The following is a 17,507-nucleotide window of genomic DNA, read 5'->3' on the forward strand; positions in this document are numbered from 1 at the left end:
AAACCGCCGATCAAATCCTCGCCAGCATCGGCAATTACTGCCAACGAATTAACGACTCACGACACCAGACGAACTCGTCACGGCTGGCTGCCCAATCGCCGGAGTAGCCGGTCGCGCGCCGCGGACGGCAGGTTCGGGACGGCCGCCGCCTGGAGCTTTGGAAATCCGAACCCGATGACGTAGCGGGCGCGGGGTTTGCGTACGGTGAGCGCCTCCTCTACGGCTGCGGCGACGTCATCGGCCGGCACCGCGGATGGTCGGAAACGCCGAAGAAACTTCTTCATGCCGACAATGTGTTTGGCGTACAGATCACGATATTCCGGCGTCATCGTGGCCACGGTCTGCTCGACCATCTCGTCGGCGGTGCGCAACATGTCGGTGTCGGTCTGCGTGGGTTGCACGACGATGACGGGAATGTGCCACGGCGCAAGCTCCATTCGCAGCGCGTCGGCGGCCGCTTCGAGCGCGAACTTCGACGCGCAATATGCGCCCAAGAGCGGGACGGATATCCGGCCATTGAGACTGGAAATGAACACGATACGGCCGTGCGATTGGCGTAGTCGCGGCAAAAGAGCCTGGGTCACCGCGAAGTGACCGGTCACATTGACCTCGAATTGGCGGCGGAATTCTTCCGGGCGGACCGCTTCCAGGGGTCCAGGGACTACGACACCAGCGTTGTTGACTACCGCGTCGAGCCGCTCGTTGAGTGAATCATCCAGTGCTGCAATTTGTTTGGCGTCAGTTATATCGAGGATCACCGACGATATGCGCTCGGGATTGTGCGCGACGACTTCGGCGCCGTCCTGCTCCCTACGCACGCCGGCGACCACCGTCCAGCCGCGGTCGGCCAGGCGTGTGCTGATCGATCGGCCGATGCCGCGCGACGCACCGGTGACTAGAACTGACGGCATTGTCTTGACTGTAGTCGAGCGAATGCGCCGGCGGACGAGCCGGAAAACGCGCCTGCCAACTAAGGGTCCAAACAGTTAGGCAGGCACGAGGCGGAGCGGAAGCCGGGTGAAGCCGTGCATGGTGGCGTTGTGGAGCCGACGTGGCGGTCCCGCGAGTTCGACCGCGGCGACTCGCTGGGTGAGATGGCTGACGACCTGCCGCGCTTCCAGGCGTGACAGGTGAGCGCCGAGGCAATAGTGGATGCCGCCGCCAAACGAGAGGTGTTCGGCCGGATCCCGATCGAGGCGGAACGAATTCGGTTGATCGAAGTGGCGGGGGTCGCGATTTGCGGCGCCGAACAGAAGCAGCACTCGCGACTGTCGCGGAATGACGTAGTGCTCGACGGGATAGTCAACCGTCGCGGTGCGGTAGAAGCCTTGGACTGGTGACTCCATACGCAGCTGCTCCTCAATGGCCGCCGGAATGAGCCCGGGCTGATCGCGGAGGGTCTCGTATATGTCGGGCCGGAGAGCGAACGTATGCAGGAGCCCGGCGAGCAGGTTTGTGGTGGTCTCGTTACCGGCCACGATGAGCATGACGACGCCCCAGAACACTTCGTCGTTGCCGAGGCTGTCGTCGTCCTCGGACAGCGTCATCAGCGAGATCAGGTCACTGCCGGGGTCCCGGCGCCGTTGCTCGATGAGCGGCCGCACATACTGGCGCATAGCAAACGTGGCCCGGACCATCCGCTGTACCACGCCGACGGTTCGTCGGCCGACCTCCACGAATGAGCCGTCGATCAGGGCGGTGGACCAGTCGCGGAACCGCGCGTGGTCGGCTTCGGGAATTGCGAACATCTCGGCGATAAGGCGGGTGGGCAACAGCTGAGCCAGGTCGCGTACCCCGTCTGGATCCGGCATGGTGATCATGCGCTCGACGAGATGGTCGGCGATCTGCTCGACCAACGCCTGCCAGACCGCGAGTGCCCGCGGTGTGAAGGCGCGAGAAACCAGTTGGCGCAGCCGCGTGTGGTCGGGTGGGTCCTTGGCGATCATCATCGGCAACGCGACGCGGAAGCGGCTCTGGCTTTGCCCGGAGGACAGTCGCTCATGGTCGCGCAGCCCAGCACGCACGTCGGCGAATCGTGGGACGATCCATATTCCCAACCGGGGGTTGTAGCGCACGGGTGGTCCAGCGAGAAGTTGCTCATATTCCGGATAGGGGTCGACAATCGTTTGCCGCTTGAAGGGATTGAAGCGCGTGACGGGGTCAGCCGCCCCATTACGACGTCGAACGCGCTCAATGACTGTGTCCTGAACGACGCCGCCGAGACTGTCGACACCGACCTTGAGGAGATCCGCGGTGAATCTCCCGGTCGGCGTCCGGGTCGTTCGGTTTGCGCGGGTAGCGGATGCAGATGGCGACATTGGGTGACCTCAGATTTCGGTGCGTGGCCAACGTACCGTATCCGTTGTTTGCTTGACCCTGTTTCGTGGACTCCGGGGTCGGTCCGCTGTGCCGCGATTTACCAGCTGTTCCAGTGCACGATCTGGTCGACCCGCAGCCGCTTGGCCGGACGAAAATCGGTGCCCTTGGTGTAGGCGATCGGGAACAGGCCGGCCTGGCTGTACTTCTCGAACGGGATACCGAGGATTTCCGCGGCCTGCTTTTCGCCGTCGCCGAGCAGGTGCAGCGTGGTGTAAGCCGATCCCAGTCCGCGCGAGCGCAGCGCCAGCATGTAACTCCAGGCCGCGGGGATCAGCGATCCCCAGAACGACGCGGACAGCTGCGGCGCCTCGTCGACTCGTCCTTCCAGGCAGGGCACCAGCAGCCACGGCGCCTCGTGCATGTGCTCGGCGAGATATTCGGCCGACGAGACCACGCGGGCCCGCTGCTCGGCGCGCGGGTCGTCCTCGGCGTACTCCGGCGCGGGCATCCCGCGGTAGCCGGTGAAGTTTTTGCGGTAAATGTCGGCGAGCGCCTTCTTCTTGTCAGGGTCGTCGACGAAAACCCACTGCCAGCCCTGCTGGTTGGAACCCGTCGGCGCCTGGATCGCCAGCTCCAGACATTCGAGCAGTACCTCTTTGGGCACCGGCCGCTCGAAATCGAGGCGCTTGCGCACCGATCGGGTGGTGGTGAGGACTTCGTCGACGGACAGGTTCAGCGTCATGAATCGAGACTACATTCGGCGCTATGACAACCGAATTCACGCAAGAGGTTTCCAGCCGGCTCGAATCCGACCGCTACGCGTGGCTGACCACGGTGGCGAAATCGGGCCAGCCCGTCCCCCGCCTGGTGTGGTTCTACTTCGACGGCAAGGAGGTGACGGTGTATTCGATGCCGGATGCCGCGAAAGTGAGGCATATTCGGGCCCGGCCGCGGGTGAGCCTGAACCTGGACTCCGACGGCAACGGCTCCGGCATCGTCGTCGTCGGCGGTGAGGCAAGGGTCGACGCGGTCGATACGGATCCGCTCGGCGACGAGCAGCAGCGGGCCAAGTACCACGACTACGCCCTGAGCTTGGGGTTCAGCGAGGAGTTTCTGGCCGCGTACAGCACCCGGCTGAAGATCAGCATCGACAGGGTGTGGACGACGCCTGCCGCCGAATAGCCATCGGGAGTCGCGATGACTATCGGAAGTCGCGCGAGCGCGAGGCGACGCTGAGCGTGACCCGGCCGAGCCGCTCGGCGACCACGGTGACGGCCCCGCTGGCGTTCTGCAGCTGACCGCGAATCAGCAGGGCGGGCGCCGTCTGGGCCAGCCTGCGGTGCCGGGCCCACACTCCGGGCGTGCACAGGACGTTGACCATCCCGGTCTCGTCCTCGAGGTTGATGAACGTCACCCCGCCCGCGGTTCCGGGCCGCTGCCGATGGGTCACCGCACCGGCGACGAGCACCCGGGTTCCGTCGGGCACCGACAGCAGCTGGTCGGCCGGAATGACACCGAGCGAGTCGAGGTCGCCGCGGATGAACTGGGTCGGGTAGGTGTCCGGGGAGATGCCGGTTGCCCACACGTCGGCGGCGGTCAGTTCCAGCTCGCTCATCCCGGGCAGCGCGGGGACGTGCGACGACGAGCCCACGCCCGGCAGCCGGTCGGGCCGCTGGGTGGCGGCCGCACCCGCGGCCCACAGCGCCTCACGGCGGGTGATCCCGAAGCAGCCCAGTGCCCCGGCGGTGGCCAGTGCCTCGGTCTGCGGCACACTCAGTTGCATCCTGCCGGTCAGGTCAAGCAGAGAAGTGTAGGCGCCGTTGGTCTTTCGCTCCTCGACGATCCGCTCGGCCAGCTCGTCGCCGATGTGGCGGACGGCGCCCAAGCCCAGCCGCACCTCTTCCCCGGCGTTTTCCAGCGTGGCGTGCGCCAGGCTGGCGTTGACGTCTGGCCCGTGCACGGTGACGCCGTGCCTGCGGGCGTCGGCCACCAGCGACTGCGGCGAATAGAAGCCCATCGGCTGCGCCCGCAGCAGCGCGGCGCAGAAGGCCGCCGGGTGGTGCAGCTTGAACCACGACGAGTAGAACACCAGCGACGCGAAGCTAAGGGCATGGCTTTCCGGGAAACCGAAATTGGCGAATGCTTCCAGCTTTTCGTAGATCCGGTCGGCGACCTCGCCGGTGATACCGTGCAGTTCGCGCATGCCGTCGTAAAACCGGCCCTTTAGCCGTCGCATCCGCTGGGTGGACCGCTTGGATCCCATCGCGCGGCGCAGCTGATCGGCCTCGGCGGCGGAAAACCCGGCGCAGTCGACGGCCAACTGCATCAGTTGTTCCTGGAACAGCGGAACTCCCAAGGTCTTTCGCAAGGCGGGCTTCATCGACGGGTGTTCGTAGACCACCTCGTCGACGTCGTTGCGCCGCCGGATGTACGGGTGCACCGAGCCGCCCTGGATCGGGCCGGGCCGGATGATCGCGACCTCCACCACGAGGTCGTAGAACTCGCGTGGCCGCAGCCGGGGCAGCGTGGCCATCTGCGCGCGCGATTCGACCTGGAACACTCCCACCGAATCGGCGCGTTGCAGCATTTCGTAGACCGCGGGTTCGGAGAGGTTGAGCTTGGCCAGGTCGACGTCGATGCCCTTGTGCTCGGCCACCAGGTCGATCGCGTAGTGCAGCGCCGAGAGCATGCCAAGGCCCAGCAGGTCGAACTTCACCAAACCTATTGCGGCGCAGTCGTCTTTATCCCATTGCAGCACGCTGCGGTTTTCCATGCGGGCCCATTCCACCGGGCACACGTCGGCGATGGGCCGGTCGCAGATCACCATGCCGCCCGAGTGAATGCCCAGATGCCGAGGCAGGTTGTGGATCTGATTGGCCAGGTCGATCACCTGCTCGGGAATGCCCTCCACGTCGGCCGAATCGGCCAGCCCATTCCACTGGCTGATCTGCTTGCTCCAGGCGTCCTGCTGCCCCTGGGAAAACCCGAGCGCGCGAGCCATGTCGCGCACCGCGCTGCGGCCGCGGTAGGTGATGACATTGGCCACTTGCGCGGCGTAGTCACGGCCATAGCGGTCATAGACGTACTGGATGACCTTCTCGCGCAGATCCGACTCGATGTCGATGTCGATGTCGGGCGGCCCATCGCGGGCAGGTGACAGGAACCGCTCGAACAACAGCTCGTTGGCGATCGGATCGACGTTGGTCACCCCGAGGGCGTAGCAGACCGCCGAGTTGGCCGCCGATCCCCTGCCCTGGGCCAGGATGCCGTTCTGGTTGCAGAACCGAGTGATGTCGTGAACCACTAGGAAATAGCCCGGAAACTGCAGCTGCTCAATGACTTTCAGCTCATGCTCGATCTGCTGGTAGGCACGGGGCGCCCCCTCGGGCGGCCCGTAGCGGTTCCGCGCGCCTTGCAACACCAGTTGCCGCAGCCAGCTGTCCTCGGTGTGCCCGCTGGGCACGTCGAACGGCGGCAGTTGCGGCGCGATGAGCGCCAAGCCGAACGCGCACTGCTCGCCGAGCTCGGCCGAGGCCGTCACCACCTCGGGGCAGTGCGCGAACAGCCGCGTCATCTCCGCGCCGGAACGCAGATGCGAACCACCCAGCGGCGCGAGGTATCCGGCGGCCTCGTCCAGCGAGTGCCTGGCCCGGATCGCGCCCATCGCCATGGCCAGCCGGCCTCTTGACGGCTCCGCGAAGTGAGCGGCCGTGGTGGCGACGACGCCGACGCCGAAGCGGGGGGCCAGCTGGGCCAGCGCGGCGTTGTGTTCGTCGTCGAGCGGATGCCCATGATGGGTCAGCTCGATGTTGACCCGGTCACGGCCGAACCGGTCCACCAGGTCGGCCAGCGCGTCGGCGGCCGCATCGGGTCCGCCGTCGGCGAGAGCCAGGCGCACGTGACCTTTGCGGCATCCGGTGAGGATGTGCCAGTGTCCGCCGCCGGCTTCGGTCAGTGCGTCGTAGTCGTAGCGCGGCTTGCCCTTCGCACCGCCGGCCAGGTGCGCGGCTGACAGTTGCCGCGACAGCCGGCGGTAGCCCTCGGCGCCGCGGGCCAATACCAAAAGATGCGGTCCCGGTGGGTCGGCCTCCTCGGTGCGGGCAGCGCCGCCGCCCAGCGACAGCTCGGCGCCGAACACCGTGTGCATGTCGAGCTCCTGGGCCGCCTCGGCGAAGCGCACCACGCCGTACAGACCGTCGTGGTCGGTCAGCGCGATCGCGCGCAGGTCCAGCCGCACGGCCTCCTCGACCAGTTCCTCCGGCGTGCTGGCGCCGTCGAGGAAGCTGTACGCCGAATGCGCGTGCAGTTCGGCGTACGGGACCGAGGTGCCCGTCGGCCGTCGGTCATCGGGCGGAAGGTACGCACCGCGCTTACGCGAGAAAGCCGGGCTGTCGCCGCCATCGATCGGTGGTTCCGACAGCGGCATGCCGGCGCGGCGAGGCTTGCCGTCGAGCACCCGCTCCAACTCGCCCCAGCTCGGCGGTCCGGTGAACCAACTCACCGGACCAGCTTATCGAACACAAGTTCGACGGCGGAAGGGGGCGTGGCGGTGCCGATCGACGGCTAGCCTCGCGACTGTGTCCACGCCGCCACCAGCAGAGATCGGATCCCTCGCCAACAAGCTGAATTGGCTTCGCGCCGGCGTCCTGGGTGCCGACGACGGCATCGTGTCGGTTGCCGGCATCGTGGTCGGCGTCGCGGCAGCCAGCGCGGCAAGAGGCCCGATCTTCACCGCGGGCATCGCCGGGCTCGCGGCCGGCGCCCTGTCGATGGCCGTCGGCGAGTACGTATCGGTGAGTACCCAACGCGACTCCGAGCGGGCGCTGCTGGACAAGGAACGCACCCAGCTCACCCGGGAGCCGGACGCCGCGCTCGAAGAATTGACCGCCAGCTTGCAATCGAGGGGACTGTCACCACAAACCGCCCGAAAGGTGGCCGAGGAACTCAGCGCCCACGATCCCATCGCCGCACACGCGGAGGTGGAGTACGGGATCGACCCCGGCGAGCTGACCAACCCATGGCAAGCGGCCCTCTCCTCGGCGGTGTCATTCACGCTTGGCGCACTGCTGCCGCTGCTTGCGATACTGCTGCCGCCCGCACCGGCCCGGATACCGGTCACCGTGGTCGCGGTCCTGATCGCGTTGGCCATCGCCGGTTGGGTCAGTGCCCGACTCGGTGGCGCCAACCCGCGGCGGGCAGCGCTGCGTGTGACGGTCGGCGGCGCGCTGGCGATGGCAATCACCTTCGGCATCGGCCATCTCGTCGGCGCCGCCGTCGGGTAGGGAAGCGATTCGGTTGACCTTCGTCCGGTGAGCGACGAGCATGACGGCATGCGCTATGTCGTTACCGGCGGTACCGGGTTTATCGGCCGTCGCATCGTCGCCGCGCTGCTGGCATCGCGGCCGGACGACGAGATCGGCGTGTTGGTGCGACGGCGGTCGCTGCACCGGTTCGAGCGCCTGGCCGCCGACTGGGGACCGCGGGTCAAGCCGCTGGTCGGCGACCTCACCGAGCCGAACCTGGGGTTGCCCGCCGACGCGCTGGCCGAGCTCGCGGGCGTCGAGCATGTGGTGCACTGCGGCGCCGTCTACGACATCACCGCCGGCGACGCCGAGCAGCGGAAAACCAACGTGGGGGGCACCCGCGCGGTGATCGGGCTGGCGCTGCGACTGGACGCCACCATGCATCACGTGTCGTCGATCGCGGTGGCCGGCGACTTCCGCGGCGAATACACCGAGGCCGATTTCGACGTCGGCCAGAGCCTGCCCACGCCGTATCACCAGACCAAGTTCGAGGCCGAATTGCTGGTGCGCTCGCGGCCGGGACTGCGCTACCGGATCTACCGGCCCGCGGTCGTCGTCGGCGATTCGCGCACCGGCGAGATGGACAAGATCGATGGCCCGTACTTCTTCTTCGGAGTCTTCGCCAAGCTGGCCAAGCTTCCGTCGGTCACGCCAATCGTGCTACCCGACAGCGGCCGCACCAACATCGTTCCGGCGGACTATGTCGTCGACGCGATCGTCGAGCTGATGCACGCGCCGGGCCGCGACGGCCAGACATTCCACCTGACCGCGCCGCGCAACATCGGGCTGCGGGGCATCTATCGCGGGATCTCCGGGGCGGCGGGCCTACCGCCGCTGCGCGCCGCGTTGCCCCGAACGATGGCCACTCCGGTGTTGCAGGCCACCGGTCGGGCAAAGGTGTTGCGCAACATGGTGGCGACCCAACTCGGCATTCCCGCCGAGATCTTCGACGTCGTGGACCTGGCACCGACGCTCGTCGCAGACGAGACCCGAGCCGCGTTGGGCGGCAGCGGAATCGCGGTACCGGATTTCGCGGCCTACGCACCGAGGCTGTGGCGGTACTGGGCCGAGCACCTGAATCCGGACCGGGCCCGTCGGGACGATCCCACCGGGCCGCTGGTCGGCCGGCATGTCATCATCACCGGCGCGTCCAGCGGCATCGGACGTGCGGCGGCACTGGCCGTCGCCCGACGGGGCGCCACCGTGTTCGCGCTGGCCCGCAGCGCCGAAGCGCTCGACGAGCTGGTCGCCGAGATCCGCGCTCGCGGCGGCGACGCGCACGCATTCAGCTGCGACGTGACCGATTCCGCGTCGGTCGAACACACCGTCAAGGACATCCTCGGCCGGTTCGACCACGTCGACTACCTGGTGAACAGCGCCGGCCGGTCGATCCGGCGTTCGGTGGCCAACTCCACCGATCGGCTGCACGATTACGAGCGCACGATGGCGGTCAACTACTTCGGGGCGGTGCGCATGGTGCTCGCGCTGCTGCCGCACTGGCGGCAGCGCCGCTTCGGCCACGTGGTGAACGTGTCGAGCGCCGGCTCGCTGGCGCGCAATCCCAAATACAGTGCCTACATTCCGACGAAGGCCGCGCTGGACGCGTTCGCCGACGTTGTCTCGACCGAAACCCTTTCGGACCACATTAGTTTCACGACCATCCACATGCCGCTGGTAAAGACGCCGATGATCGCGCCGTCGCGGCGGCTGAACCCGATGCCGCCGATCAGTGCCGAGCACGCCGCGGCGATGGTGGTCCGCGCGCTCGTCGAGAAACCGGCCCGCATCGACACTCCGATGGGCACGCTGGCCGAGGCCGGCAACTACTTCGCCCCTAAGCTGTCCCGGCGGATTCTGCATCAGCTGTATCTGGGTTACCCGGATTCGGCGGCCGCCCGTGGATTACCGCCTGCGGACACGGCTTTCCGACGGTCGGCCGCGCGCCGACGTCCGGTGCGCCGCCCGGCTCGCGCCGTTCGCCCGCTTCGCGTGCCGCGGCCGGTCAAGTGCGCGGTGCGGCTGCTTCCGGGCGTGCACTGGTAGGCCCGCGATCGTAGGGTGACAGCGTGACCGCGGCGGCCGACCAGTCCACGCCGCTGCCGATCTTCGCCGACGTGGACACCGGCGTCGACGACGCCTTCGCGCTGTTGTACCTGTTCGCCAGCACGGACGCCAATCTGGTCGGCATCGCGTCAACCGCGGGAAATGTTCCGGTACAACAGGTTTGCGAGAACAACCTGGGACTGCTGGAGTTGTGCCGGGTGACACGTGTTCCGGTGTCCAAGGGTGCCGAGCAACCGCTTGCCGGAACGCTGCGCACCGCGGAGGACACCCACGGCCCCGCGGGACTGGGGTACGCGCAGCTGCCGCCCAGCGACCGGCGGCTCACCGCCCACGATGCCGCCCAGGCGTGGGTCAGGGCGGCACGCGGCCACCCGGGAGAGTTGATCGGCTTGGTGACCGGGCCGCTGACCAACCTGGCGCTGGCGCTTCGCGCCGAACCGGAGCTGCCGTCGCTGCTGCGGCGGCTGGTGATCATGGGCGGCTCGTTCGACTACCGCGGCAATACCACGCCGGTGGCCGAGTGGAACATCAGCGTTGACCCAGAGGCGGCGACCGAGGTTTTCACCGCGTGGAGTTCGGAAGGGGCGCAAGACTTCCCGATCGTATGCGGGCTGAACTTGACCGAGACCATCGTACTGACGCCGGCCATCCTCGGGCGGTTGGCGGCCGCAGCGAACTCGTCGACATCGCCGATGAACGCGCTCGACCCGCGGGGCACCAGATCGACGGCGTCCAATCCGCTGATCAGGGTGCTGGAGGACGCGATGCGGTTCTACTTCGAATTCCACTTCGACGAGGGCGAGGGGTATCAGGCGCATCTGCACGACCCGTTTGCCGCGGCGGTGGCGCTTGACCCCGATCTAGTGCGGACGCGCACGGCGACCGTCGACGTGGAACTGGCGGGCACGCTGACCCGGGGCATGACGATCGCCGACTGGTCGGGCCGGCGCTGGGCCCGAAAACCCAACGCGCACGTCGGGATAGACGCAGACCCGGCGGAGTTCTTCGATCGCTACATCGCGCGGGTCGGCCCATTCGCCAGCCGGCTTGGGTAGCTCTCGTGGACCGCGGTGGGCCGCGGGCGGGCCAACCGGTGCGATTAGGTCGGATACAGCCGTGGGAGATTCACCACGATCGCTTCCTGCGTGCTGCGGGCGATCACTATCTCGGCGGTCTCATCCGGGTCGGGATTTTCCTCCCGGTGCGGCACGTACGGGGGGACGAAGACGTAGTCGCCGGGGCCGGCGGCGACCCGCACTTCACGCTCGCCGTTGTGAAAAACGAACACCGGGTGCCCACGTCGAACATAGATGGCGGTCTCGGACTCGCCGTGGTGGTGATCGCCCGACACGGTCATTGGCGCGACATGGGTCTCACCCATCCACAGTTTCTCCGCGCCTACCGAGGCGCCGCTGATCGCGGCGAATCGGCGCATGCCCTCGGTTTGGGCGGTGTCTGAACTCAGAACCCGGACGTGGTGCACCTGGTTGTTGGCCAGATCGGGATGGAACCCCTGGTAACTCTGCATGTTCAGCTTCTTTCCGGCCCGGACCGCGGCGAAGCGCCGGAGAGGGGTTCCGTGCGCCTCGCCGCGGAGTATGCGCCGCGATCTCTACCTTGTCACTTGTCGTCGGGGTTGAGCGCCCGAAACACCAGGCCTGCCGCCACGCCGGCGACCAGCTGCGGCACCAGGTAGGTCAGCGTCGACCAGGCGAACAGGCCCATGACGCCACCTCCGATCAGGACGGCTGGATTGAACACGCCGCCCGAGATACCGCCCACGGCAACGGCACCGACCAGCACGGTGAAACCGATGGCCAGTCCGTAGAACGAGTTGTCCGGGTGGTCCTTGCTGGTAGCGACGTTGAGCACGACATAGGCCAACGCGAAGGTGAACAACAGTTCCAGCAGCAACGCACTCGCCAGCGTGTGACCCTGCGGCGACACGGCGGCGGCGTTCGATGCGGTCACGGTTGCGCGCACCACCAGCGCCGCGACTAGTCCGGCCGCGAGTTGGCTGATCCAGTACCCCACCGCGTCGGCCATGCCGATGCGGCCGCGGACGAGCGCGGCCACGGTTACCGCCGGGTTGTAGTGCCCCCCGGAGATGTGCCCGCCGGCATAGACCATCACCATGAGCGCGGCCCCGATGGCGAGCGGGGCCAGCGCGGCGCCGCTGCGCACACTGGCGCCGACGGTCAAGACGAGGAAAAACGTCCCGACGAACTCGACGACCAGCTTGCGGGTCGTCGGGTGGCGAGTCGCTCGCGCGGTCGCCTCGGGTGCGCCGGTAAGCGGGACGGTGCCAGTGGTCATGTGTTACTCCTATCCAAAACTGAACGTCTAGTTTCCGAATAAGCTAGCGCTGGATCGCGCGCTTTTGATCCCGGTTTATCCCGGCCGATGATGTGAGTTCGGTCTCAGCGGCCGAGGCCACGCATCGCGGCGTCCACGATCTGGTCGGCGCTGTCGTCATCGAGCGGCCCGTGACCTGCGATCAACCGGTAAATCGCCGGACCGAATATGAGGTCTATCGCTACCTCGGCATCGACGTCGGCGCGCAACTCCCCGCGCGCGACGCCACGATCCCAGATGGCCCGCACGAGTTGGCGGCGGGCACCAATGAGGCGGTCACGCAACTCGGCACGTATCTGCCGATCGAACTGCGCCTCGCCGATGAGTTGGGCGAAGGCCTGCCCGCTCTTGCGGCGGTAGAAGTGGACCAGACCCCGCAGCGCCAGGCGGAAGTCCTGCCGGGCGCTGCCGGTGTCCGGATCGGCCGATTCGATCGCCATCTGGGACAGGAGGGCTTCCAGCGCGACGGCGTACTTGTTCGGCCACCACTTGTAGATGGTCGCCTTACTGACCCGACCACGGTTTGCGATCTCGTCGGTGGTCATCGCGCGCAGGCCGACCTCATCGATCAATTCCGACGTCGCGCGCAACACGGCCGCCCGGGACTGCTGGCTGCGCGGCCGGCCAGGGCGGCCCCGAGCCTGATCCGTTCCCACACGACCACCATCCCGTTAAATATTAAACTCAACGTTCACTATTATGACCGTGAGTTGGGCGTACGGCCTGCTGCCGCAACGTCGTGTCCGGGAATTTGGGCGCCAGCCGTGTCGGGCGCGCGCTATCCGACCAGTGCGAGGATCTCGCGGATGGCGCTACCGCACAAAGCGGATTTGGGCAGATATGCCACCGCCGAACTGGTCTTGACCAATTCGGCGACGTCTTGCTCGGCATGAGTGGAGATCAATATCGCCGCCGCGGCCGCGGTCGGCAAGTTGCGGTGAAGTTGCTCGATGAGGTCGAAGCCATCCTCCTCGCCGAGGTTGATGTCGACCAGTGTGACGTCGGGCTGCAGTGCTTCAACATCGTGCACCGCGTCCGAGGTCGACCGCGCCACGGCGACGACACTGATTCCTTGACACTCGAGCAGCCGTACAGCCGCGTCAAGGAAATCTGCGTTGTCGTCGACGATTACGCAGCGCAATCGCTCATTCACCAGCACGAGCCCAGTGTCGGCCACGCCGACAGCCGCCCGCATCCACGCTAGCGGGAAATCATTGCGGACCCGGGGACTCCTGCTGGCAGCAAGCAGAGATTGAAACTGGCACCCGCGAGTCGTGGAGGCCAGCCGTGCAGACATCGGTTGGCCGACAAGTCATCCTGTGAACGCAGGGGTGCGGCCGCCCGCACGGGTGAGTTACGGAAGGGGATCGCATGAGCGAGTTGGACCTGAGCCGGCGCTCGGTGCTGTGGGCTCCGCTCGTGTTGGCCGCGGCCGGGTGTATGTCTCACGCCCAACAGCCCGGCAACAGACCCGTGTCCAGCACCGGACCCGTGTCCGGAAACGGCGGCGGACCCGATCCCAACGAAACCTTCGTACTGCCCTACGAGCACATTGCCTTCGCACCGTGGGGCGACATTCCGCCAGCAAGTGGCGAAATGGCGACGCTTTATGGGGATCTCAACAAGCCCGGCCCGTACCTCGTCATGATGCGATGGCGCCCAGGCTGGTTCAGCGCGCCGCACATGTATGCAACCGATCGCATTTGCGTTGTCGTCTTCGGCACGTGGTGGGTCAACAGCGGGCCCGACTTCCGGCCGCAGGACGCGGTGGCGGTGGGACCGGGAGGATACGTCAAACGCACCGCGCACACGCCGCATTACGACGGCGTACCACAAGGACAAGCCGATCCGGCGGTGATCGCGATCTCGGGTCTCGGCCCGGTCGACATCCAGTTGGTCGACCCGACCAAGCCCTCATGGCGCCAGGTCTGATCGAACTTTGATCTGCCGTTGTCGGCGACAGATTTAGCAGGTTGCGTGTTGCCCCGGGTTTGATGTGAGCTTTCCTTTAGCGATGAATCGGTCACGCCTGGCGGGCTGGGCGTCGATCCGGCGGCCAGCCAATGGCGGCTACGCCTCCGATGCGAGGGTAGGCGCGGCGGCCGATCGCGCCGCTGTGCACAAGCTGTTGCTGCGGCCTGCCGGCCCCGCGCCGGCCGCCGGGCTCGCGGTTGGCGCGGCGGCCATTGCCATCGAAACGCTTCTGGTGCTGCTGCTCATGCGGATTGATCCCAATGAAACATTCGGCACCATTTATCTGCTCGGCGTGTTGGCGGTTTCGTCGGTGTGGGGGCCACGGGTCTCGGCTACCGTGTCGGTGGCCAGCGCGTTGGCCTTCGCCTACTGCCGCAATTGGCCCGCTGGTGGGTTGACGTCGTTTCGTCTGCAAGACGCCGTGGCGGTCGGCATCTTCTTGGTGGTGGCGCTGTGCGTGAACCTGTTCGCCGGCCTCGCCCGGGCCATCCGAGCCGAATTGCAGGACAGCCGAGACGAACTGGCCGCGCTCGCGGGGCAGCAGACCGCCTTGCGGCGGGTCGCCACGTTGGTCGCTCGCGGGGCCAGCCCGACAGAGGTGTTTTCCGCCGTCGCCGATGAAATGCCTCGATGCCTCGACGCCCACAATGCGTCCGTCAACCGGTTCGAAGGCGACGAGGTGGTCGTGGTCGCGCTCTCTGACGTCGACCCCGAGATGCCGTTCAAGCCGGTCGTCGGCGAGCGACACACCTTGGAAGGCGACAACATCGCGACAAGGGTACTCAAAACCGGTCGTCCGGCCCGGCTCGACAGCTTCGACATGGAAAACGCCGGCGGGTCGATCGCGGCGCGACTACGGGAGATGGGTCTGGGTTGCACGATCGGAGCACCGATCATCGTCGACGGCCGGGTTTGGGGAATGGCCGCGATAGGTTCCTCGACAGGCCAGCCGGTGCCGCCGGACACCGAGGTACGCGTCGGCGACTTCGCCGATCTGGTCGCCACCGCGATCGCCAACGCGGATGCGCGCGCTCAATTGCAGGACAGCCGGGACAGCCTCGGCGTGCTGGCAACCCAGCAGTCCGCACTGCGGCGGGTGGCGACGCTGGTCGCGCGCGGAGTCAGTCAATCGGTGGTGTTATCTGCGGTCGCCGAGGAGATGGCCCGGTGCATGAACGTCGAGAACGCGGAGGTGTTTCGGTACAAGCCCGACGGCGGCGCGGTGATCGTGTCGTGCTATGCCGAACCTGGAGAGCCACACCTTCCGGTTGGCGAGCACGTCACACTGGAGGGCGAGAACGTCGCCGCGATGGTGTTGCATACCGGACGCCCAGCGCGCATGGATGACTACGGCGCCGCCACGGGCTCGCTGGCGGCACGCCTGAGCGCGATGGGCGTGCGTAGCCGGGCCGGCGCCCCGATCGTGGTCGACGAGCAGTTATGGGGAATGGCAGTCGTCGGGTCATCGCAACCGCAGCGGTTGCCTGCCGACATCGAGGAACGCGTCGCCGAGTTCGCCGACTTGGTGGCGACCGGGATCGCCGCGGCGACGACCCGCGCAGCGCTGATTGCGTCACGCGCGCGGATCGTGGCGGCGGCGGACGAGGCACGACGCCGGCTGGAACGCGACCTGCACGACGGGGCACAACAACGACTGGTTTCGCTCGGGTTGCAACTGCGCATGGCCGAGGACTCGGTGCCGCCGGAACTGTCGGACCACAAGCGGCAGCTGACCGAGATCATGGCCGGGTTAACCGCCGTTTCAGACGATCTGCACAAGATTTCGCGCGGGATCCATCCCGCGATTCTGTCCAAGGGCGGCCTCGGTCCCGCACTGAAGACGTTGGCCCGCCGCTGCCCCGTCCCGGTAAGCCTCGATGTCAGGATCAGCGGACGATTCGCTGATCCCGTCGAGGTGGCGGCCTACTACGTCGTCGCCGAGGCGCTGACCAACGCCGCCAAACATTCCCAGGCCGCCGAGGTGACCGCGTCCGCGTGGAGCGACGATGACAACCTATACCTCTCGATACGCGACGACGGCATCGGAGGAGCCGATGCCGGCAAGGGATCGGGGCTGATCGGACTCAAGGACCGGGTCGAGTCCCTCGGCGGCCAAATCGAGATGGTGAGTCCGCCGGGCAGCGGAACTTCGCTGCATATCACCATCCCCGTCAACCGCTGAGACACATCGCCGGCACCGGTCATCGCGGGCCCGGGGAACGTGCTGACCGACGTGTTTTTCGGGCTAGCGGGCATGACCGATTGAAGCTGCCCCCAACCGCGTTTGGGCGCCAGCATCGACGACTGCCGGCACAGAAAGTGCAAAGGTAATCGCATAGCGGTGCAGACGTTCGACACCGAGTGTTGTTGATGGTCAAGGCAAGTGGGCCGGCGCTCGGAACGCAGACTATTACGGAATGGTGAATCATGTCGCCCATTGACCCGGCCGCCGGCGACGGTGCGGCCGTTACGACGATCCCGCTGGGAGCCCGCGTGTGCGACCTGGTGGTCGGCCCCCGCAATGTCTACGTAGCCGCAGGCGAGTCGGTCATGGTGATCTCCGGCATGCACCACATCGTTGCCACCATCGGCGTCGGCCACGACCCGAAACGAATGATCCTCAGCGCCGATGGGTCATTCCTGTACGTCACCGGCTATGACGGATCGGTGTCCATCATCAACACGACCGACAACACCTGCCGGATCGTGGCGAACAGCCCGAGCATTGCCGAAGTGGTCAGCCCCGACGGAAAGCGCATGTATTCGGCGCACCAGGAGCTGAGCGACGGTCGCGACAGCTGGATTTCGGTGATCGACGCGAACGACGCAACGGTGACGACCGCGCCGGTGCAAAACTATCCCACCGGCATGGACCTCAGTCCCGACGGAAGCCGTCTGTACGTTGCGACATCGGCGCACAGCTCCTACAGCCAGTACTACTCGGGCTGGGTTTCGGTGATCGACACGGCCAGTAACACCGTCGTGGACACCATCGCCGTGCCCCGGTCGCCGAGCGGCGTAACGGTCAGTCCGGATGGTTCGCGCATCTTCATCACGCACTACGACACCAACGCAATCACGGCGCTGGACCCCGTGCGACGAAACGTCACGTCGCTCTTCCTGTCGGATGCTCCGCTGGCGGCCGCGGTGACGCCGGACTGCCGGCAGGTGTACGTCACCGGGCTGCACTCGCTGGCCGTTGTCGAATTCGACGTCAGCGCGACCGACACGATTGCGGTCGGAGACCTGCCGCGGCGCCTGCATTTCAGCGACGACGCAAAGCTCGCCTATGTAACGGACTTCGGTCGGCACGCCGTCGCGGTTGTCGACACGATCACCAACTCGGTAGTGACCACCGTCGACGTTGGTGGCCATCCGGAAGCGCTGGCCCTCAGCAGCGACGGTGAACGCTTGTACGTTGCAGACTATTGGGCCGGCGCACTCACCGCGATCGCGATGCCGTCGGTGATGCGCGACGTCGGCGAGGCCTGA

General features: G+C 66.7%; 15 protein-coding genes. 7 read left to right on the forward strand and 8 right to left on the reverse strand.

Annotated elements, in window-relative coordinates; genetic code table 11:
• Positions 1-77 precede the first annotated feature (77 nt).
• From VE759_RS02215 to VE759_RS02225, 3 genes are all read right to left on the reverse strand, one after another.
• On the reverse strand, positions 78-911 hold the full coding sequence (locus tag VE759_RS02215; protein ID WP_324927804.1) for an SDR family NAD(P)-dependent oxidoreductase: 834 nt from the start codon (positions 909-911) through the stop codon (positions 78-80).
• Positions 912-986: 75 nt separating this feature from the next.
• Entirely contained in the window at positions 987-2,057 is a 1,071-nt protein-coding gene (locus VE759_RS02220) for a cytochrome P450 (protein ID WP_324927806.1), read from the reverse strand.
• A 359-nt stretch (positions 2,058-2,416) separates the two neighbouring features.
• Positions 2,417-3,061 (reverse strand): nitroreductase family protein, encoded by a 645-nt coding sequence (locus VE759_RS02225; protein WP_324927808.1) that lies wholly within the window; start codon positions 3,059-3,061, stop codon positions 2,417-2,419.
• Positions 3,062-3,084: 23 nt separating this feature from the next.
• Between VE759_RS02225 and VE759_RS02230 the strand changes: the two genes are divergently transcribed.
• Positions 3,085-3,501, forward strand: coding sequence for a TIGR03667 family PPOX class F420-dependent oxidoreductase (locus VE759_RS02230; protein WP_324927810.1), 417 nt, complete (start codon positions 3,085-3,087; stop codon positions 3,499-3,501).
• Between the two features lie 19 nt (positions 3,502-3,520).
• Here the strand turns inward: VE759_RS02230 and VE759_RS02235 are convergent, their stop codons facing one another.
• Entirely contained in the window at positions 3,521-6,820 is a 3,300-nt protein-coding gene (locus VE759_RS02235) for an error-prone DNA polymerase (RefSeq protein WP_324927812.1), read from the reverse strand.
• Between the two features lie 76 nt (positions 6,821-6,896).
• Between VE759_RS02235 and VE759_RS02240 the strand changes: the two genes are divergently transcribed.
• From VE759_RS02240 to VE759_RS02250, 3 genes are read left to right on the forward strand one after another with little or no spacing between them, the layout of a single operon-like run.
• Positions 6,897-7,601, forward strand: coding sequence for a VIT family protein (locus VE759_RS02240; RefSeq protein WP_324927814.1), 705 nt, complete (start codon positions 6,897-6,899; stop codon positions 7,599-7,601).
• A gap of 48 nt (positions 7,602-7,649) precedes the next feature.
• A complete protein-coding gene (locus VE759_RS02245; protein WP_324927890.1) occupies positions 7,650-9,665 on the forward strand; it encodes an SDR family oxidoreductase in 2,016 nt (671 codons plus the stop codon).
• 23 nt (positions 9,666-9,688) lie between these two features.
• Positions 9,689-10,741, forward strand: coding sequence for a nucleoside hydrolase (locus tag VE759_RS02250; RefSeq protein WP_324927816.1), 1,053 nt, complete (start codon positions 9,689-9,691; stop codon positions 10,739-10,741).
• A 44-nt stretch (positions 10,742-10,785) separates the two neighbouring features.
• On the opposite strand, the gene VE759_RS02255 is transcribed toward VE759_RS02250, so the two are convergent.
• The 4 genes from VE759_RS02255 to VE759_RS02270 form a co-directional block, all read right to left on the reverse strand.
• Entirely contained in the window at positions 10,786-11,214 is a 429-nt protein-coding gene (locus VE759_RS02255) for a cupin domain-containing protein (protein WP_324927818.1), read from the reverse strand.
• Between the two features lie 92 nt (positions 11,215-11,306).
• Positions 11,307-12,002 (reverse strand): MIP/aquaporin family protein, encoded by a 696-nt coding sequence (locus tag VE759_RS02260; protein ID WP_324927820.1) that lies wholly within the window; start codon positions 12,000-12,002, stop codon positions 11,307-11,309.
• Positions 12,003-12,106: 104 nt separating this feature from the next.
• The gene (locus VE759_RS02265; RefSeq protein WP_324927822.1) at positions 12,107-12,697 is read right to left on the reverse strand and encodes a TetR/AcrR family transcriptional regulator; all 591 of its coding nucleotides are present in this window, start codon (positions 12,695-12,697) and stop codon (positions 12,107-12,109) included.
• Positions 12,698-12,819: 122 nt separating this feature from the next.
• Positions 12,820-13,236, reverse strand: a complete 417-nt coding sequence (locus VE759_RS02270; RefSeq protein ID WP_324927824.1) for a response regulator — start codon at positions 13,234-13,236, stop codon at positions 12,820-12,822.
• A 176-nt stretch (positions 13,237-13,412) separates the two neighbouring features.
• Between VE759_RS02270 and VE759_RS02275 the strand changes: the two genes are divergently transcribed.
• The 3 genes from VE759_RS02275 to VE759_RS02285 all read left to right on the forward strand — a co-directional run bounded on the left by VE759_RS02275 (position 13,413) and on the right by VE759_RS02285 (position 17,507).
• Positions 13,413-13,973, forward strand: coding sequence for a tat pathway signal sequence (locus tag VE759_RS02275; protein ID WP_324927826.1), 561 nt, complete (start codon positions 13,413-13,415; stop codon positions 13,971-13,973).
• 82 nt (positions 13,974-14,055) lie between these two features.
• Positions 14,056-16,197: a GAF domain-containing sensor histidine kinase gene (locus VE759_RS02280; protein WP_324927828.1), complete on the forward strand. Its 2,142-nt coding sequence runs from the start codon at positions 14,056-14,058 to the stop codon at positions 16,195-16,197.
• 245 nt (positions 16,198-16,442) lie between these two features.
• Positions 16,443-17,507, forward strand: a complete 1,065-nt coding sequence (locus VE759_RS02285) for a YncE family protein (RefSeq protein ID WP_324927829.1) — start codon at positions 16,443-16,445, stop codon at positions 17,505-17,507.

Source organism: Mycobacterium sp., from assembly GCF_035640695.1.
Lineage (GTDB): Bacteria > Actinomycetota > Actinomycetes > Mycobacteriales > Mycobacteriaceae > Mycobacterium.